At 53.7% G+C, this 19,640-nt stretch carries 19 protein-coding genes; 5 read left to right on the plus strand and 14 right to left on the minus strand.

Annotated features, from left to right (window positions below):
* The 3 genes from OLX08_RS12125 to OLX08_RS12135 form a co-directional block, all read left to right on the plus strand.
* The coding region (locus tag OLX08_RS12125; protein ID WP_412535673.1) for an MBL fold metallo-hydrolase at positions 1-798 on the plus strand (798 nt) is incomplete at its 5' end.
* Between the two features lie 13 nt (positions 799-811).
* A complete protein-coding gene (locus tag OLX08_RS12130) occupies positions 812-2,491 on the plus strand; it encodes a TIGR01244 family sulfur transferase (protein ID WP_391483341.1) in 1,680 nt (559 codons plus the stop codon).
* Between the two features lie 45 nt (positions 2,492-2,536).
* Entirely contained in the window at positions 2,537-4,279 is a 1,743-nt protein-coding gene (locus OLX08_RS12135) for a SulP family inorganic anion transporter (protein ID WP_412535674.1), read from the plus strand.
* A gap of 228 nt (positions 4,280-4,507) precedes the next feature.
* Here OLX08_RS12135 and dxs read toward each other — a convergent pair whose 3' ends face one another.
* From dxs to OLX08_RS12200, 13 genes are all read right to left on the minus strand, one after another.
* Positions 4,508-6,412 carry a 1-deoxy-D-xylulose-5-phosphate synthase gene (dxs, locus tag OLX08_RS12140; RefSeq protein WP_391483344.1) on the minus strand — a complete coding sequence of 635 codons (1,905 nt, stop codon included), beginning with the start codon at positions 6,410-6,412 and terminating at the stop codon, positions 4,508-4,510.
* Positions 6,413-6,650: 238 nt separating this feature from the next.
* Positions 6,651-6,896, minus strand: coding sequence for an RC-LH1 core complex protein PufX (gene pufX / locus OLX08_RS12145; RefSeq protein WP_391483346.1), 246 nt, complete (start codon positions 6,894-6,896; stop codon positions 6,651-6,653).
* Positions 6,897-6,908: 12 nt separating this feature from the next.
* Positions 6,909-7,838: a photosynthetic reaction center subunit M gene (gene pufM / locus OLX08_RS12150; protein ID WP_048599901.1), complete on the minus strand. Its 930-nt coding sequence runs from the start codon at positions 7,836-7,838 to the stop codon at positions 6,909-6,911.
* The gene (gene pufL, locus OLX08_RS12155) at positions 7,831-8,679 is read right to left on the minus strand and encodes a photosynthetic reaction center subunit L (RefSeq protein ID WP_048599902.1); all 849 of its coding nucleotides are present in this window, start codon (positions 8,677-8,679) and stop codon (positions 7,831-7,833) included. Before pufL ends, pufM begins: the two co-directional genes overlap by 8 nt.
* A gap of 124 nt (positions 8,680-8,803) precedes the next feature.
* A complete protein-coding gene (gene pufA, locus OLX08_RS12160) occupies positions 8,804-8,968 on the minus strand; it encodes a light-harvesting antenna LH1, alpha subunit (protein ID WP_048599903.1) in 165 nt (54 codons plus the stop codon).
* Positions 8,969-8,982: 14 nt separating this feature from the next.
* Positions 8,983-9,123, minus strand: a complete 141-nt coding sequence (gene pufB / locus OLX08_RS12165) for a light-harvesting antenna LH1, beta subunit (RefSeq protein ID WP_048599904.1) — start codon at positions 9,121-9,123, stop codon at positions 8,983-8,985.
* A gap of 210 nt (positions 9,124-9,333) precedes the next feature.
* Positions 9,334-9,555 carry a cytochrome PufQ gene (gene pufQ / locus OLX08_RS12170; RefSeq protein ID WP_391483349.1) on the minus strand — a complete coding sequence of 74 codons (222 nt, stop codon included), beginning with the start codon at positions 9,553-9,555 and terminating at the stop codon, positions 9,334-9,336.
* Positions 9,552-11,030, minus strand: a complete 1,479-nt coding sequence (gene bchZ, locus OLX08_RS12175) for a chlorophyllide a reductase subunit Z (RefSeq protein WP_391483351.1) — start codon at positions 11,028-11,030, stop codon at positions 9,552-9,554. Before bchZ ends, pufQ begins: the two co-directional genes overlap by 4 nt.
* Positions 11,030-12,595 carry a chlorophyllide a reductase subunit Y gene (bchY, locus tag OLX08_RS12180; RefSeq protein ID WP_391483352.1) on the minus strand — a complete coding sequence of 522 codons (1,566 nt, stop codon included), beginning with the start codon at positions 12,593-12,595 and terminating at the stop codon, positions 11,030-11,032. The genes bchZ and bchY overlap by 1 nt, the downstream gene beginning before the upstream one ends.
* A 27-nt stretch (positions 12,596-12,622) precedes the next feature.
* Positions 12,623-13,624 carry a chlorophyllide a reductase iron protein subunit X gene (locus tag OLX08_RS12185; RefSeq protein WP_341246342.1) on the minus strand — a complete coding sequence of 334 codons (1,002 nt, stop codon included), beginning with the start codon at positions 13,622-13,624 and terminating at the stop codon, positions 12,623-12,625.
* The gene (gene bchC, locus OLX08_RS12190) at positions 13,621-14,562 is read right to left on the minus strand and encodes a chlorophyll synthesis pathway protein BchC (RefSeq protein ID WP_391483353.1); all 942 of its coding nucleotides are present in this window, start codon (positions 14,560-14,562) and stop codon (positions 13,621-13,623) included. Before bchC ends, OLX08_RS12185 begins: the two co-directional genes overlap by 4 nt.
* 128 nt (positions 14,563-14,690) lie before the next feature.
* Positions 14,691-15,776, minus strand: a complete 1,086-nt coding sequence (locus OLX08_RS12195) for a methyltransferase (RefSeq protein ID WP_391483354.1) — start codon at positions 15,774-15,776, stop codon at positions 14,691-14,693.
* Positions 15,777-16,643, minus strand: coding sequence for a polyprenyl synthetase family protein (locus tag OLX08_RS12200; RefSeq protein WP_391483355.1), 867 nt, complete (start codon positions 16,641-16,643; stop codon positions 15,777-15,779).
* 94 nt (positions 16,644-16,737) lie between these two features.
* On the opposite strand from OLX08_RS12200, the gene crtD reads away from it, so the two are divergent.
* Positions 16,738-18,312 carry a 1-hydroxycarotenoid 3,4-desaturase CrtD gene (gene crtD, locus OLX08_RS12205; protein WP_391483356.1) on the plus strand — a complete coding sequence of 525 codons (1,575 nt, stop codon included), beginning with the start codon at positions 16,738-16,740 and terminating at the stop codon, positions 18,310-18,312.
* Complete coding sequence (gene crtC / locus OLX08_RS12210; protein WP_391483373.1) at positions 18,267-19,154, plus strand: carotenoid 1,2-hydratase; 888 nt, start codon at positions 18,267-18,269, stop codon at positions 19,152-19,154. Before crtD ends, crtC begins: the two co-directional genes overlap by 46 nt.
* Positions 19,155-19,165: 11 nt before the next feature.
* On the opposite strand, the gene tspO is transcribed toward crtC, so the two are convergent.
* Positions 19,166-19,633 carry a tryptophan-rich sensory protein TspO gene (tspO, locus tag OLX08_RS12215; protein ID WP_048599914.1) on the minus strand — a complete coding sequence of 156 codons (468 nt, stop codon included), beginning with the start codon at positions 19,631-19,633 and terminating at the stop codon, positions 19,166-19,168.
* Positions 19,634-19,640 lie beyond the last annotated feature (7 nt).

Below are 19,640 nucleotides of genomic sequence, written 5' to 3' on the forward strand. Positions count from 1 at the left end.
AAAGACCCCACATCTGATGCCTGCGCGATCATCGACAGCGTTATGGACATCGACTACGCAGCCGGTCGCATCACTTTTGATCACGCCGATGAGCTGATCCACCAGATCGAGACGCGCGGGCTGAAGTTGGAATGGATCATCGAGACCCATGTCCACGCCGATCACCTAAGCGCGGCCCCCTATATTCAACAAAAGCTGGGCGGCAAAATCGGGGTTGGTCACAAGATTACCGTTGTGCAGGAAGTGTTTGGCAAGGTCTTCAATGAAGGGACCGAGTTCCAACGGGACGGCAGTCAGTTTGACGCGCTATTTGAGGACGGCGACACCTACATGATCGGCAATATGCAGGGCTTTGCTATGTATACGCCTGGCCATACGCCCGCTTGTATGGTGCACGTCATGGGCAACGCGGCCTTTACGGGCGACACCCTATTTATGCCCGACGGTGGGTCAGCGCGCTGTGACTTCCCGGGCGGCTCTGCTGAGGAGCTTTACGACAGCATCATGAAGGTTCTGGCCCTGCCGGACGATATGCGCCTGTTCATGTGCCACGACTACGGACCCAACGGGCGCGATATTCAGTGGGAAACGACTGTGGCCGATGAGAAGGCCAACAACATCCACGTGGGCGGCGACAAGACACGCGAGGACTTCATCAAGTTTCGCACGGAGCGCGACGCACAACTCGCTATGCCAAAGCTGATCATCCCGTCACTCCAAGTGAACATGCGCGCAGGCGAGGTCCCAACCGACAAAGACGGCAACCCAATGCTCAAAGTCCCCGTCAACGGACTATAACTGGAAAACCATCATGAAACTCAACAAAATTACCGAAAAAACAACCGTGAGCGCTCAAATTAGTGCCGTAGATATCGATGCTATAAATGAAGCTGGTATCCGCGCAATCATTTGTAATCGCCCCGATGGTGAAGGTGCTGATCAACCCTCATTTGAGGAAATAGCCAGTGCGGCCCAGATGGTAGGGATCGAAACACGATGTGTTCCTGTGCAGTCTGGGATGGTCAGTGATACCGATGTTGATGCCTTCTCCAATGCGCTCAAAGATCTCCCTCGCCCTGTATTGGCTTATTGCCGGACTGGTATGCGCTCGGCGACACTATGGTCCCTTCACGAAGCCAAGAAGCGCCCCATTTCTGAGATACTGGCTGCAACTAAATCGGCAGGCTTTGACATGAACGGCGTCGCGCGCCGAATTGCAAACGGAGGGAAAACACCTGCGGATACAGGTGATGCCCATTATGACGTCGTGATCGTTGGTGCAGGTGCAGGTGGTATCTCAGTTGCTGCTAGCTTGAAGGCCCGCAAGTCGGGTTTGTCGGTTGCTGTAATCGATCCATCAGACATCCACTATTACCAACCCGGCTGGACCATGGTGGGCGGTGGAATTTTTGAGCCTAAGCAAACATCAAAAACAATGGGTTCGCTGATCCCGCGAGGTGTAAAATGGATCAAGGCGGCTGTTGCGGCATTTGAACCACAAAAAAATGCAGTCATTATCGAGGGCTGCCGTGTCATCAAATATGATCGTCTGGTTGTCTGCCCAGGACTGAAACTTGATTGGGCTGCAATCGAGGGGCTTGAAGATACTTTGGGCCGTAATGGTGTGACGTCAAACTATCGCTATGACCTTGCACCATACACATGGCAGTTAGTTCAAAGATTAAGACAAGGACGTGCTTTATTTACGCAACCACCGATGCCTATCAAATGCGCAGGTGCGCCACAAAAAGCGATGTATTTGTCTGGCGATGCGTGGTTCCGCAATAACGCTCTCAAGAATATCGATATTCAGTTCATGAATGCAGGCGGCGCTTTATTCGGCGTCAAAGATTATGTTCCCGCACTGATGAAATACATCGAAAAATACGACGCAACACTGAACTACTTCCACAACCTGGTGTCTGTTGACGGCTCTGCAAAAACTGCGACTTTCGAGGTACGCAAACCAGATACTGATGTTCAGACGATCACTGTTGATTTTGATATGATGCACGTCTGCCCACCTCAATCTGCACCAGACTTCATTCGCGTCTCGCCACTTGCAGATGCCGCAGGGTGGGTTGACGTGGATCAGGCGACATTACGGCACAAATCGTATGACAACATCTGGTCTTTGGGGGACGTAATGAATGCACCAAATGCCAAAACAGCGGCGGCAGCGCGCAAACAAGCACCCACCGTAGCCGACAATATTGTTGCGGATATTCGGGGCAGTTCGCCGGTGTCTGCTTATGACGGGTACGGCTCCTGCCCACTGACAGTCGAGCGCGGCAAGATTGTTCTGGCAGAGTTTGGTTATGGCGGTGTTTTGAAGCCAAGCTTTCCCTCTTTTCTTCTCAACGGTACCAAACCAACCCGTGCTGCATGGTTTCTGAAGGAAAAGATGCTGCCACCTATCTACTGGCAGGCCATGCTGAAAGGTAAGGAATGGATGGCAACACCAGAGAAGCTTAAGACACCGGCAGAGTGATGCATCTGCAGCACCCAGAGATATACCAAGGGAAGCCGCATCCTGATGTGGTTTCCCCATTATAGACTGAACAAATCAATGACCTATTTTGCACGTTATTTGCCAATCCTAGACTGGGGGCGGCGCTACGACCGTTCAGCTTTTTCAAATGATATGATTGCTGCAGTAATCGTCACAATCATGCTAATCCCACAATCTCTGGCTTATGCGCTGTTGGCTGGCCTACCTCCTGAGGCTGGGATCTATGCCTCAATCGCTCCGATTGTTCTTTATGCGGTCTTTGGCACATCCAAAGCGCTAGCAGTTGGACCTGTCGCTGTTGTGTCGTTGTTAACAGCATCTGCAATCGGGCAAGTCGCAGAAACTGGCACCGCCGGCTATGCGGTTGCAGCACTTACATTAGCTGGGCTCTCAGGAGCATTTCTTGTACTTTTGGGCGTTCTACGGCTTGGGTTTCTTGCGAACTTTCTCAGTCACCCAGTCATTGCTGGCTTCATCACTGCGTCTGGTATTTTGATTGCCACAAGCCAGCTCAAACACATTCTCGGTATTAGCGCTCATGGGCATACTCTACCTGAAATGCTGGGCTCGATCGTGGCTCATTTGGATCAGATAAATCTGGTAACTGTCGTCATTGGTCTGAGCGCAACAGGTTTTCTATTCTGGGTCCGCGGCAGTTTAAAACCATTGTTAAAACGGCTTGGTATGGGTCCACTGATGACTGATCTGTTGGCAAAAGCAGGACCTGTTGCCGCGGTGGCCTCAACAACGATGGCAGTCTGGGCTTTTGATCTTCATGGGATGGGGGTTAAAATCGTTGGCGACGTGCCTCAAAGCCTGCCGCCGTTTACAGTTCCGGGGCTTTCTCTTGACTTGATTAAAACTCTGCTCATGCCGGCAATTCTGATATCCGTAATTGGCTTTGTAGAAAGTATTTCGGTCGCACAAACGTTAGCGGCCAAGAAACGTCAAAGGATTGATCCGGATCAAGAACTAATTGGGCTAGGAGCCGCAAATCTTGGTGCCGCATTTACTGGTGGCTTTCCTGTCACAGGTGGTTTTTCACGTTCAGTTGTGAATTTTGACGCAGGGTCCGCAACACCCGCGGCGGGCATTTTTACTGCCATCGGTTTAACTGTCGCAGCCTTAGCTTTGACGCCATTAGTCTACTATTTACCCAACGCCACTCTTGCTGCGACAATTATCGTCGCAGTCCTATCATTGGTGGATTTCTCGATCCTCAGAAAAACCTGGGGCTATGCGCGCGCGGATTTCATAGCTGTAGCGGCGACGATAGCGTTGACGTTGATCATGGGTGTCGAAGTTGGCGTAGCAAGCGGAGTAGGTATTTCCATACTTTTGCATCTCTACAAGACGTCTCGGCCTCACGTGGCCGAGGTTGGGCTTGTTTCTGGCACACAACATTTTCGGAATGTGAAAAGGCATGCAGTTGAGACCAATCCACATATTTTGACACTGCGGGTGGATGAAAGCCTATATTTCGTAAATGCGCGTTTTCTTGAAGATTTGGTTCAGTCCCGAGTGACGGCAGGGTGTGATATTAAGGATGTCGTTCTGATGTTTTCAGCGGTCAATGAAGTAGATTTTTCTGCTTTAGAAAGCCTTGAAGCAATCAATCTGAGATTGATTGATATGGGAGTAGGGCTGCACCTTTCCGAGGTCAAAGGCCCGGTGATGGATCGATTGAAAAAATCTCATCTAATCGGCGACATGAATGGTGAAGTGTTTCTTTCGCAGTACGATGCGTGGGTGAGTTTGACGCGTTAAAACGAAGCTTTGAAGAAAAATGTTAGCGTCTTTGCTTTTGGTGGCCAGAAAGAGCAGGAAAAAGGACTTCAGCTTGCTCTCCGAGGCCACGTACTGCCCCAATCGACAGAAGGCTACCCGCAACCAATGATCCAATTCAGCGCAATGATAACTTTAGAATTCCTGAATTCCAAGCTTGAGAATATGCTGCATTTTCTACTCCAGATAGGAGAGGTCGCATAATCATGATTATGTTAATTTTACTATAGTCTTTCCTATTGCTTGCATAGCGCTGGCAGCAATATCGACAGCTGTTAATCCAGCATCAGCATACATTGCAGCAGGACTTGCTTGATCAATAAACCGATCCGGCAACGTCATGGTGCGCACTGCAAGCTTACCATCAAGCAGCCCAGAGTTGGCAAGATAATGCAGCACCATAGCACCAAAGCCACCTTCGCTGCCTTGCTCAATTGTGATTAGCGCACGGTGATGACTGGCCAGTTGTCGGATCAAGTCATGATCAAGCGGTTTAGCAAAGCGCGCATCTGCAACGGTACACGAGATACCATGGGTTGCGAGTTCCTCTGCGGCTTTACTGCATTCAGACAAATGCGCACCAAAGGACAAAAGCGCCAGGTCGCTGCCCTGTGACACCACACGGCCCTTACCAATCTCCATGATTTTTGCATCAGGCATTGCTACGCCAACACCTTCACCACGCGGGTACCGAAACGCGATTGGCCCGTCATCAAAGGCCGCAGCGGTTGCTACCATATGCTTCAGTTCTGCCTCATCAGCAGCGGCCATCACTGTCATATTTGGCAAGTTCGCAAGGTAGGCCACATCGAACGCACCTGCATGGGTCGGGCCGTCCGCGCCTACCAATCCAGCACGGTCAATTGCAAACCGCACAGGTAAGTTCTGAAGTGCAACATCGTGCACTATCTGGTCGTAACCGCGCTGCAAAAAGCTTGAATAGATCGCACAGAACGGGCGCAGACCCGTGGCAGCTAAACCAGCTGCAAATGTGACCGCGTGCTGTTCCGCGATGCCAACATCAAACACCCGCTTCGGAAAACGGTTCTGCATCAGATCAAGCCCAGTCCCAGAAGGCATCGCCGCTGTCACAGACACAATTTTGGGATCACTTGCCGCAAGTTCTGTCAAAGTCTCACCAAACACCTTGGTATAGCTTGGCGCATTAGGTTTCGACTTTTGCTGCTCACCAGTTGTTACATTAAATTTTGAAACGCCGTGATAGCAATCATTAGACGCCTCGGCCGGTGCGTATCCTTTGCCCTTTACTGTGCATGCGTGGATCAGAACAGGCCCATCCGATTGCGCCTTTGCACGACGCAAGACTGCCAAAAGTTGAGGCATGTCGTGACCATTAACCGGCCCGATGTATGTAAAGCCCAATTGCTCAAACAGGGAACTCCCACCCCCTTGGCCAGTTACTAATTCACGCGCACGGCGCGCGCCGTCTCGCATGGGCTGGGGTAGCGACGCTTCAAAAGCTTCGCCCATATCTTTGAATAGCTCAAAGGGCGTCCCGTTGAGTTGATTGAGATATGCGGACATCGCCCCTACAGGCGGCGCAATGCTCATGTCATTATCGTTAAGGATCACAAACATCCGGCGCTTTTCATGACCCGCGTTGTTCATCGCTTCATACGCCATGCCAGCACTGATAGAGCCGTCGCCAATCACCGCAATCGCATCACCCGTTGGCATGCCAAGGTCACGACCTGTGGCAAAGCCTAACGCCGCTGAAATCGATGTAGAGCTATGCGCGGCACCAAAAGGATCGTACTCGGACTCTGCGCGTTTGGTGAAGCCAGATAGCCCACCTTCCTGACGAAGCGTGCGGATACGATCCCTGCGCGCTGTAAGAATTTTATGGGGGTAGCACTGATGCCCTACGTCCCAGACAAGTTTGTCGTAAGGGGCATTGAAAACCGCATGAAGCGCTACAGTCAGCTCGACCACACCAAGGGAGCTGCCCAAATGACCGCCTGTCTCAGACACGGCTGAAATGACCTCGGCTCGGACTTCGTCTGCTACATGTCGCAAAGCATCATCGGTCAGCCCCTTTAAATCAGCGGGCGTAGTGATGCGGTCAAGATGCGGAGTCAACGGACGGTCAGTCATGGCGGATCCTCCCAGATCAGAAATAAAAAAGCGCCGCACCGGTTACCCGATGCGACGCCAGTTTCCTGTAGCCAACAGGAAGGGAACCGGGGTGTGGAGACCCCGATACCAGATCCACCGGGAAGGAAGGATCTGATGGCTTGTGATCAGGGCGCGCGCATAACAGCAGCGCCCTAATCAATCTCGTTTCCCGCAAGGCGGCGGCGACCCACCTTGAGAAAGTTCACCCAGATGCCGACTAGACGAAAGTCCGGTCGTCGATCAGCTGCTCGTAATGCGAGAAGCTGTCTGGAGTTGGGTCCAGCGCTTCTTTGCTATCATCGGGCAAGAATGAGCCAAGGAACGCAAGCACATAGACAAACACGATAGGCCCACCGATGACTGCCGCGGCAATAACTGCGCCGGACAACATCTGACCGAAGATTTCAGACTGCATACGCGCCTTTGAGAAATCTCCACCAAATGGGGGTTTTGGATCTGACATATTCATATCCTCCTAAAAATCTGCAGGTGCGTAATAGTGCAGCTGCGCCCATGCATACCAATCATCCACAACCGTACCGGACAGAAGAATACCGATACCGCCAGTGATGCAGGTGAGCACCGCGAACCACCACGCCCAACGGTGGATACCTTCCATCGTCGCGTTGAAACCCATGGTCCAGCGCCAGAAGAGACCCGCACGTTCAGACGCAGTTCCACGATCGGCGATCTGTTCCAATTCACGATCACCACCGTAGCGGGTCACAGCAAGAATGGTCGCGCCGTGCATCGCAAAGAGCAGGGTCGAGCCATAAAGGAACACAATCGAAAGTGCGTGGAACGGGTTATAGAACAGGTTGCCGTGCGTCACTGAGAAGTTCAGCGTCCAATCCAGGTGGCTAAAAATGCCGTAGGGCACAGCCTCAGACCAGCTTCCCATCAACACAGGACGGATCAGACCCAACACCAAGAACAACCAAATCGCTGCACCAAAGGCCCAGAAGACGTGTTTGCCCATCTTGTGTTGCTGCGCCAGAACATATGAGCGTGCCCACCATGTCATGACAGAGACCAGCAAGAAGAAACTGGCGATGATCCACATGCCTCCTTCGGCCAACGGCGCGAAGGACAAACCGTACTCAGGTGCAGGCGGCTCAAGCGAGAAGTAGAACAAATCACGCATGAACACGGCTGGATTATAGCCTGCTTGAGCCCAAAAGCTAAAGCCAACCATCAAGAACCAGATCGCGCCAGTTGCCATAGAGATCACACCGAGCGGACCCAAATAGATCGGACCAAGCTGTGCGTTACCAAACCAACCTGCGAGCGTGGAAAACCCTACGGATTTTGTGCGCTCTTCTTGCATGTTGTTTTCGTTGTCCATGCCCCATTCAGGTGGGCCTTGAACCTGCACTTGAGTGAAAATGTTTTGATACTCAGCCATTTACGCCTCCCTCAATGTCGGCCCAGAAGGGCAGCTCAACGTACCAGTACCACCACTCAGACCACGCATCGAACCAGATGGTGCCAGAGATAACGATACAAACCGCTGACCAGAAACCAGCATTCAGTGCCAGCAAAAGACCCAAACGGTGGATGCCTAGCGGCCCAATCGAATAGCCAATGAAATCGCGGAAGAACGTATCTTCATGATCAGGTGACAACATTTGCTCGCCCTTTTCAGGGTTGGCTGCTGACAAGATCAACGAACCGTGCAGCGCAAGCGCAAGCGTGGTTGTGAAGAAGAACGTAATCGCAATCATATGCGCCGGGTTGTAATGGAAGTTGCCGTACGCGTAGCCGACGTTGTTAACCCAATCGAGGTGGCTGAAAATCCCATAAGGGAAGCCGTGACCCCAAGCGCCCATAAGAACAGGACGGATTACAACAAGCGTTACATACGCCAAGATCGCCATGCCAAACGCAACAGGGACGTGATAGCCCATGCCAAGTTTGCGACAGATCTCTACCTCGCGCATCGCCCAACTGACAAACGCGCCAATCGCACAGATCGTGATGATCTGCCAAAGGCCGCCCTCTGCCAGCGGTGCCATGCCAAGGCCCACTTCTAATTCAGGAGGCTCAATCGAAATGAGCCATGGGTTCCAAGTGTCACCCAGTGATGCGCCGTAAAAGATAAGGACTGTGCCGAGCAGCGCGAAAAACGCTCCGGTGACCCCGAAGAAGCCCACATAAAATGGACCAAACCAGAAGTCGAAGAGATCGCCGCCGATCAATGTCCCTCCGCGGACGCGGTATTTTTTCTCGAAGCTGAGCAATGCCATCTTCTATCTCCGCATTAAGCGGCAGGGTGGCAGGCGCCACACGAGCCGTCTTTGTTAAACTTAGTTGGTGTATGCGGTGGGCGGGGTTCAGGCCCGCCCACAGCGTTTGCTTAGGTCGGTGCGATTAGCCCAGGCCATTCTTCGCAGCAGCGATTTCAAACCAGTTGAAACCGTCGGTGCTCAGAAGAACCATGTGGATCATTGCTGCCAACAAGAACAGGAAAACGCCTTGTGCAACAAACACGCGACGCGGATCAAAGATCATCCAAATTTTGTAGAACTTAGCCATCTATCAATCGCTCCTTAGAACCATGGAAACTGAATGAACGTGGCAATGTGCGCGACAACTGCAACTGCAACAAACAGCCAAAGGCCGCTCATGTACACCGAGTGAAGCTCTTGAGCCTGCTCATCCGTGAGCCCAGTAAAGGACAGGTCAGCCATAGGATATTCCTCCATAACTGATGCCGCGCATCCCCCGCGGCAGGGTTACGACAGGGGCTCATCCCCTGCCACAATCCGTCACCCCGGGGGCGGGATAACGAACCTCGTGAAGAACCCTTCCACAGTCCTTCCCCCAACGACCCGGCGAATGCCGTTGAGAAAACTTGGTATGGCAAACAGGCTGGCTGGCCTGCGTGCCGGACCCGGCCCTTAGGCCGAGAAAATCATAGGCGTCATAATACGCGCCTGTGACCACGCGCGGGCAAATGGCCCTTTGCGCTGAAAACTTTTTGACTTGAGGCTGGCAAGCGCCCAACTCAGACATGCCAGCGGCAATGTCGCCAGCAAAATGACCGCGAAATAAACGGCGAACTCGGTCTGGTTAGACTTTGCTTTTGCCGCGCGCGGTAGGTTTGATGTCATGTCCGTCATGCAGACTCTCCTTGTTGTGCTTGGCGCTGCTGTGGCGCCAGAGCTTCAACCGTCGCTGTGCTAACGGTGTCGTGTCCCGCATCGAGCGCTGATTTTTCAGCTGCATCGCGCAGTGTTTTGGCCGCTGAAATGCGGGTCAAAATGGGGTGTGTCGCAACGATCCGATCAAGAGCCGCCTGAGCTTCAGGCTCCCACGGCAGATCGCGCCGCAAAGAAGTTGGCGTGGCCTCTGCTGCGTCCATCTCCGTACCAAGTGGCAGAATATGGAACAGCGCATCAAACAGCCCGTTGCAGACTTCTTGCAAAAGATACGTAGCGCCCGCGTAGCCCATAAAGGGTGTGCCCGTTGCACGGCGAATAGCTGCACCTGGAAAGCTGGCTGGTATGAATGATGGCGCGGGACCGTGCCCTGATTTCAGCTCGGCAAGATACATCTTTTCGTTGATGCTGCCCAAAACGATCAGGGGCCGCTTCTGGCCCATCATCGCACGAACTTCGTCATTGTTGGTTTTCTTACCGGCAGTCCGCGCAACAGCAAAAGCGCAAGGCAAGCCAAGATCGCTTTCAAGGAAATGACGAATGCCGCGGGCATAGGTTTCATTTGCCACAATCGCAAAGCTGGCTGTCGCAAAGAAATCTTGCGTCACCGAACGCCACAAATCCCAAACAGGTTTGATCGTCGAATGCTTTTCACGCTCAATGAACGGCTCTGGATCAAGGTCCAGAAGTTCACCCAAAGACCGCAGAAATTTCGTTGTACTGTCGATGCCAACGGGTGCCTGCAGATAGGGCTTACCCAAGACTTCGCACAGGCCACGGCCAAACTCGCGGTACATGCAGACGTTTACATCTGCATTCACCAAATCACGCATCTCGGCAACATGCGCCCCGAGCGGCATCACCATGTTTACCTCTGCGCCGATACCCTCAACAAGGCGGCGAATTTCGGCAAGATCAGATGGCATATTGAACGTGCCATACATCGGACCCAAAATATTCACACGCGGCGCAGCGCCCTCTTCACGCTTTTTCTCTTTGGGCATCCGGCCTTTGGTCATGCCGAATTCTGTAAAAATCCACGTCATTGCGCGGTCCGCAGCTTCCCATTGATCTTCATCAATCGTACGCGGCAAAAAGCGCTGAATGTTTGTGCCCATAGGCGTGACACCGCCGCCGATCATCTCGGCGATAGAGCCCGTGACAACAACGGCTGGCAACGCAGGATCAAGAGTACCCCATGCACGCTTCATGGCACCTTCGGTACCGTCGCGGCCAAGTTCTTCTTCGCCCAAACCCGTCACCACAATCGGCAACTCATGGGGCGGCAGACCATCGGTATAATGCAATACTGAAGTGACCGGCAGGTTCTCACACCCGACAGGACCATCAATAACGCACTGCAGGCCTTTGACTGCGCAAAACGCATAAACAGCGCCCCAGTAGCCCCCTGCTCTATCGTGGTCTTGGATCAGCATTACACCATCTCCGCCGCTTTTGCGGCCTTAGCGGCGCGTTCAATTTTCTTGGCGTTCAGTGCGCGGAAGTCTTCACGCACATTCGGCGTGCCTTCCCAGACACCTGCGGTATCCCCGTGACCAACGCCTTCAAAGAAAGCGCGCATGTGATCCATACGGGACTTGTTGCCCATGGCGGCGGTTACAACATCTTGCAGTGACCCAGCACCCGCTGGCCCCATCAAAGGCCGTGCAGAAATAAGGTTGGTAAAATACAAAGACGGAATACCCAGCTCTTTGCCTTTTTGAACGACAGGCGTTGTACCGATTGCCAGATCAGGTTTGATCGCTTCCATTGCGGCGCAATCATCTTCAAGGCTCGCGCGGAATTTGACAGTCGCACCTTTGGCTGCAAGCCATTCTGCATCTGCTTTGTTCCAAGCGGTTTTTGGACAAGCCGTGCCAACGTAGGGCACTTCAGCGCCGCTCTCGATGAGCAGACGCGCGACCAACAACTCGGAACCCTCATAGCCCGAAACGTTGATAACACCTTTGATCTGCTTTTCGGAAAGAGCTGCTTTAATCGCTGGCAAAAACGCATTCTGGGAAGCTGCGACCTGATCCTTTGAAAGACCAAACGCATCACCAATACCTGCAAGCCAATCAGCAGTACCATCAAGACCAACGGGCGCAGAGCCCACGACCGGACGGCCAGCCGCCTCAAATTCACGCACAGCTGACGTATAAAACGGGTGGATCGCAGCAACCGCGCCACAATCAAGGGCTGCGTAAAGCTCGCGCCATTCACGGCATGGCACCACAGGGCCAGCCGCCAGACCCATCGGTGCAAGCATCGCGCCAATCATCATTGGATCCGCAGGGAACATTTCACCCAACAAGCTCACGGTTGGGCGGTCATTCTTGCCACCCTTCGGCGCAGGCACAGGACCCGCGGCAACTTCTTGGCGTGCATAATTAAGCATCGCACCCGCCAAGACATCTTTTGCTTCGGCGTGGGTGGGAATACCGAAACCAGGCACATCAATGCCGATGATACGCACACCGTTGATCTCGTCTGGTAACAACCGCAGGGGCACACCGGATGCAGTTGGCACACATAAGTTCGTTACAACAATCGCATCATACTGATCCGGATCTGCCAATTCATGAACACTCTCACGGATGTCCTCAAACAGCTTACCAGTGACCAAAGTCTCGGAACTAAATGGCACATATCCAACAGAGCGGCGGGCACCGTAAAAATGGCTCACAAAGGTCAGACCGTACACACAACACGCGGAACCTGACAGAACGGTTGCAGTGCGGCGCATACGCAAACCAACACGCATTGATCCAAATGCAGGGCACATCGATTGCGGTTTATCATGCGGTCCAACAGGATAATCGGCTGCAAACTTTTCAAGTAACTCAGAGTTACCCGCAGCTTTTGCAGCCTCAGCCATTGTGCTGCCTGAATGACACCCAAGCGCATCGCCCACGGGCGGCACATCAGCACCAGCAGAACGACCCTCGCCCACTGTCACCTCAGCTTGCGCTGCTGCGTCATATGTGACCTCACCACTCATTGAGCGCTGTCCATATTTTGGCGACGATCAAACATCGTCATAAACCACTTCAAGGCTGACTTTCGTGCCAGCGTGCTTGCCGCGCATGTCTTCATCAGTTGCAGGCTCAAGCACCACATCGCCGCCGGTTTCAGAGGCGTCAAACAGACCCAACAACCCATCTTGGTCAAGCGGCGCTGGACGTACAGGTGGTGCAATCGCAACTGCATCACCAAGACCTGCAAACAAATCACCCCATTGGGATTTCGACGTGCCAACGATTTGATAGTTTGCTGATTTCTTACGCAGATCATCATCTTGCGGAATGGCCGCAAGCACAGGAATATCTACAGCCTCAGCAAATGCTGCTGCTTCGCCTGTGCCGTCATCTTTGTTGATAACAAGACCCGCGACACCGACGTTGCCGCCAAGCTTGCGGAAGTACTCAACCGCAGAGCAAACGTTGTTCGCCACATAAAGTGACTGCAAATCGTTAGACGCAACGAGGATAACTTTCTGAGCCATGTCGCGCGCAATGGGCAAACCGAAGCCACCACAAACAACGTCGCCTAAGAAATCCAACAAGACATAATCAAAGTCCCAGTCGTGAAAGCCGAGCTTTTCCAACAACTCAAACCCGTGGATAATCCCGCGACCACCACAGCCACGGCCAACTTCAGGGCCGCCAAGTTCCATCGCAAAAACACCGCCACGTTTAAAGCAAACATCGCCGATTTTTACTTCTTCGCCAGCCAGCTTTTTCTTTGTGGAAGTCTCAATAATCGTAGGACACGCTTTGCCACCAAAAAGTAGGGACGTCGTATCAGACTTTGGATCACAGCCAATCAACAGAACCCGCTTGCCTTGCTCGGCCATCATGTGGCTCAGGTTAGCAAGTGTGAAGGATTTACCGATACCGCCCTTGCCGTAGATCGCAATGATCTGCGTTTTACTTGTAGGCTCTTCAGCAATGATATCCGCCAGATCCTCGTGTGCTTCGTCACGCAAACGCTGGTCGAAATCTTTTAGGTTCGGCACTTCGTCTTTCATGCTGCTGCACTCCAGTTGAGGATCATTTTCAAACAAGAAGGATCCGTGAAAGCTTGTTCATACGCATCAGTCGCCTCAGCGGCCGTGCGTTCGTGGGTAATCAGTCCGTCCAAAGACAGCGCGCCACTTTCAACAAGTGCCCGCGTGGCCATCAGATCATCTGCGTTCCATTCTGCTGCGATCCGCAAACGCGCTTCCTTCATGAAAGCAGGCGGAAATGCGAAAGAGAGCGGGTCTTGGTAAAATCCAGCGAGCACAATCTCACCACCGCGGGAAATACGACCGATCAAATCATTGATCAGATCAGCGCGACCTGACGCGTCATAAATGGCGCGGTAATCTTTGCGGGTGTCAGCATCTGGATGAATAACCTGATAGCCTTGAGCACCCGCCATACGGTCGGGATCAATTTCCCAAACAGTTGGCGCTGGACCACCCGCAGCTACCGTAAGGCGCGCAAGAAGTCGGCCCAAAGTGCCATGACCAACAATCAAATCAGGCAAGGCTTTATCAACACCTGCCATCGCGTGACGCGCTGTTGCCGCCAATGCCAGCAAAGCACCCTGCGCACCAAATCCGCGATCAATACGTGTCACCCGTGAGGCATCACTAACAAGAATTTCAGCAGAGCCGCCAAACAGACCAAATGCATCTTCATAACAGTTAGCACCAGGAACAAAGACGTGATCACCAACACTATAGCCGGAGTTAGAGCCCACTTCGACAACTTCGCCGGCGGCCTCATATCCGGGAACAAGCGGGTATCCCATACCAGGGAATGGGGGCATCGCACCGGACCAGAACAACTTCTCGGTACCCGTGGAAATGCCCGAGTGAGCAACCTGCACCACAACGTCATTCGCTGCCGGCGCTTTAAGCGCGACTTTGGCAAGCCCAAGGTCCTTTGGACCTTTCAATATGACTGCGGATGCTTCCACGTTTCCTCCCTCATCTACGTATTTGCATGTGTGAAGAAAGACTCAGCACAGCGTTACGCTTAGTCTGTCATTCTAAACTGACACACCAATGTGTCAATTAAATTAGACAGTTTTCTGAAATTCTCTTGTCAACGAGGTCTGACAGCCTCGACAACGCTGGTCACAAAAGGCCGCGGCGCGCGCGGGATACGAACACCCTCAAAGCCAGCATCCGTACAAAGTTGAGCGATTTCCTCAGCAGATCGCGCGCGGCCCGTCTGCATGGCCATGCAGTAAAACGCAAAATATGCATTTCCTGGCCCGTGCGGGACCACACCACCAGTCATAGGTTCTGAGATGATAAGGCGCCCACCAGCTGGCAAAGCAGTGTAAACTTTGGCCAACAAATCACGCACTGTCTCATCACTGTGATCATAAAGAACTCGGATCAAAGAAATTGCATCGGCACCTTCGGGCAGCGAGTCGGTCTTGAAACTACCCGATGTCAGCTCAACACCTTCCCCCAAACGCGTACGCGCCTGAGGGGCCACATCTGGTAAATCAAATAGGCGCAAAGACAGGTTAGGGGCGGCCTTTTGCACGGCAGACAAAAAGGCCCCTGATCCACCGCCCACATCCATCAAGCGCGTGATACCGCCAAGATTAATCATGCGCAGCGTATCTTCGGCGACCAAACCCTGACTATCAGCCATGAGGTCGGAATACGTTTTGGCCTGCTCTGCTGGCATTTCACCGCCAAATACGTAAGGCCAGAAATTTGCCAATTCCGTCTCTGTTTCACCGCGAAGCAAAGCAACGGGGTCTGTCAGGTCTCGGTAAAACACATCATGATGGCGGATCATCGCCTCAAGGCCTGGCACCCCAATAAGAGCCGCACCACGACGCGCCAGCTCATACGCGCCCTTGCGCTTTTGAACTAACTTTAGAGCCTGTGCCGCCTGTAACAGCGCCTCCATTTTACGTTCTTCAACGCCGTGCATTGCCCCCAACGCGCGCGATGATCGGGGCGCTGCCTTTAGAGTTTGAGGAATATCGAGGGTTACTAAGGCATACAGAACCTGACTGTAGACAAACCCTGATACCAGATCGAAAAGCGCCTCACCCTCACGGCGCGCCACAGCCCGCGTAAAAGGAAAACGTGCAGCCCACTTTTGAAAACCACGGCTCGCAATAAGGCGGGTGGTCCAACGTGTCTTCAATACAGCTTCCGTCATTTATTCGCCAGGAACCGGCGCAACGGGCGTAAGTTTCTGCGCAGTCATCTGCACCATCTTGGCAAGTGACGCTTCGCCCGGGCAGGACGGAATAGACGCAATTGCACCGCCCAAAATATCCTTGAGGCGCGTCACAGCACCTTGCACCCCAAGCTCTGTGACCGCATTGGGCCGTGCGTTCAATTCATCCTGGCCAGCGGGCTTACCAAGTGTTTCTGCATCATAAAGCGCGTCGCGCAAATCATCAGCGACTTGAAACGCCTCACCAATCCGTGCGCCCAATTCAAACCACGGCTCAGCCTCTTGGCCAGCCGCAACAGCGCCCATCTGGGTTGCCGCGATGAATAACGCGCCAGTCTTGGCTTGATGGTAGGCAGACAAATTCACATCTGTTTCGCTTTCCCACCCCTGCCCTGCGCAAATGCCATAAGGGCTGCCAGTTCGGGTGGACAAGATCTTCACCAACTCAAGCGCCCGCGCCGGATCTTCAACGCCAGCGCGTGCCAAAACATCAAACGCCAGCACAATCAGACTATCGCCAGTGAGCACCGCAAGCGGCTCAGAATAGGCCAAGTGGACAGTCTTTTTGCCGCGGCGCGTATCTGCATTGTCAAAACACGGAAGATCATCATGTACCAGTGACGCGCAGTGAACCAACTCAAGTGCCGCCGCAGCAGCGTCCGTTATGCCGGGGCGATCATCGCCGCATGCCAAAGCAACAGACGTAAGAATCGTCGGGCGTATCCGCGCGCCCCCCGGCGTAACACCGTATCGAAGCGCCGAGGCCAGTTTAGGCGGCGCAGGCCGCGCCTCACCTATCTGAATGGCTGCGTTAATCGCGCTCTCTATTCGGCTCGATAATGGCATGGTCCGCTCCTTTAGATGGCAATGTGTAAACTATAGCCATCTTGCAATGTGTAAACTATAGTGGACACATTAGTGAGCGCGAGTCAACGAAACCATGCACCGAACAAACAACAGCATCGCCATCATTGGCGCAGGGATCGGCGGATTAGCTGCGGCTTTGCGCCTTTCTGATGCGGGGCTGGATGTCACGGTCTTTGACAGCGCAAGTGATGTTGGCGGCAAAATGCGCACCGTCGCATCAGCAGCAGGGCCGATTGATGCCGGACCAACCGTGTTCACGATGCGTCATGTGTTTGAAAAACTGTTCGATGATGTCGGGGAAAGCTTAGGAGAGCACCTCACCCTAACACCTGCAAAAATTCTTGCGCGCCACTACTGGTCCGATGGCAGCATGCTTGACCTGATGGCCAACCCCGATGAGACCGCTGCGAACATTCGCACGTGGGGCGGCGCACGCGCTGAAAAAGACTATCGCACTTTTTCTGAACGCGCCCGCGTTCTTTATGAAGCGTTTGACGCACCTATGATGCAGGCCGCAGTACCATCGCAAGCGGAACTGACACGTAAGGTGATGTCGCATCCATCGCTCGTGCTCAAGATGGCGCCGTGGTTTACTCTCATGCAATCGCTGCGGCACAGTTTCAAAGACAAACGGCTCGCCCAGCTTTACGGGCGATATGCCACTTATGTCGGCGGTGATCCATTTGCCTCCCCTGCCCTGTTGTCGCTTATCTCACACTCCGAGGCTTTGGGCGTCTATGCTGTAAAAGGCGGAATGCACCAACTGGCGCAGACACTGCGCACCCTAGCCCAAGCGCGCGGAGCTACATTCAAACTCGATACACATATCAAACAGATAAACGTCCAGAACGGCAGCATCTGCGGACTAACCACAGACGACGGCACACGCCATGATGCTGCCCGCGTTTTGTTCAACGGGGACCCAAAAGCGCTGCAAGACGGGTTGCTGGGCAAATCCAGCCGCGCAGCCGTCCCCAATGAGCACGTCCAAACACGCAGCCTATCCGCACATGTCCACACATTCGCGGCCCAACCAACCGGACCTGACCTCAGCCATCACACCGTCTTTTTTGGAGACGACCCAAAAACAGAGTTTGGGCCCATCCGGTCAGGCCACCTGCCCCAAGACCCCACCCTTTACATCTGCGCCCAAGACCGAGCCGGCGGCGCGCAGCCCACTGGGATGGAGCGCTTCGAAATCATCATGAACGCGCCACCCACAACAGACACCACAGCGAGCCAACGGGAAATTACGCAATGTCAGACACTGGTTTTCAACACATTGGCCCGCTTCGGGCTCACCTTCACCCCAAAACCGACACCCCAAAGCCTGACGCCACCGGCCACATTCAACCGGCTATTCCCCGCAAGCCACGGTTCCCTTTACGGGCAGAGCCCACATGGGCTGATGGCATCGTTCGCTCGGCCGACGGCACGCAGCCCATTGAACGGCCTGTATCTGGTGGGTGGGGGGACGCATCCGGGAGCGGGCATCCCGATGGCAACCCTGTCCGCACAGCACGCGGCCGAGGCGATATTGACGGACCTTACTTCGACATCGACGTCCCGCCCAACGGCTATGCGTGGTGGTACATCGACGGGATCAGCCACTGCGGCACCCGCGCCATCAGCATCATCAGCTTCATAGGCTCTGTCTTTTCACCTTGGTATCGTTGGTCAGGTCGCAAGTCCCCGCGCAACCACTGCTGTATCAACGTGGCCACTTACGGGCCAGGCGGACGTTTCACAATGACTGATCGGGGCGAAAGCGCCCTGCGCACAAGCCAAAATATTTTTGAAGTTGGCCCCTCCAAAATGACATGGATGGGCGACAAACTGGTGATCGACATCAATGAAATGGGCGCGCCGCCAATGGTTGGCCCGGTGCGCGGCAAAGTCACCCTCACGCCAAAATTTGTGACAAACCTTGAGGTACCGCTTACTCCGTCGGGGACCCATGTTTGGCGCCCGTTTGCACCATCTGCGGATATTGATGTGCAGCTTGAAGCAGAAGGTTGGCAATGGGATGGGCACGGTTACTTTGATGCAAACTTCGGAACCGCAGCGCTTGAGGACGACTTCAGTTATTGGACTTGGGGCCGCTATCCGCACTCCAAAGGGTCTGTGTGTTTTTACGACGCAGACCGCCGCGACGGAAGCACATTAGACGTAGGCCTACTGTTTCAAAACGATGGTGAAGTGCAGCTTTTGAACTCACCCCCCAAAGTTGCAATGAAGCGTTCGCTTTGGCAGGTCCGCCGCGAAACCCGCGCTGATGCAGGATACAAACCAGTTCAAGTCAAAGGTATGCTGGATGCACCTTTCTACTCACGTTCTGCGGTAAAGACGCAATTTGCGGGCGAGGAAGTTGTAGGCGTTCACGAGGCACTTGACCTGAACCGCTTCCGCTCAAAAATTGTCAAACCGATGCTGGCCTGCCGCGTGCCACGGCGCGCAAAATGGCGCTTTGACACCCCACCAGCAGAATAAATCGAGCGGCGCTAAACCGTAGCAACCGCGTCGGGGTTGCGTCGCAAGATCGACCAGTTAAGCGCGCCTGCGACACTGACCCACGCAAGATACGGAACCATCATCCACCCTGCGATAGGCAGCACCAGCCAGAAGCTTACCAACGTCCCAAAAACCGCAATCCACAGCACCACGAGCGAAATCATCGCCGCACGAATGCGCTTTAGCCCAAAGAACACAGGGCTCCAAAGCGTATTTGCTGCAATTTGAAACGCCCAAAACGCCAAAGCCAAGCCTACGCCTTCGCGACCAGCCACCAACGTCGCGGCGACCGAGCTCAGGATATAAAGCGTTACCCAAGCAACGGGAAACATCCAATCTTTTGGCGTCCAGCGTGGCTTGTTAAGCGCGCGGTACCAGCCATCCGGCGGGAACAGGGACCCTGTTGCCGCAGCCGTGCAGCTTGCCGCCATAAAGACGATGAAAATTGACCAATCCATGTGGGCT

Source organism: Nereida ignava (assembly GCF_047114695.1).
GTDB lineage: Bacteria > Pseudomonadota > Alphaproteobacteria > Rhodobacterales > Rhodobacteraceae > Nereida > Nereida ignava.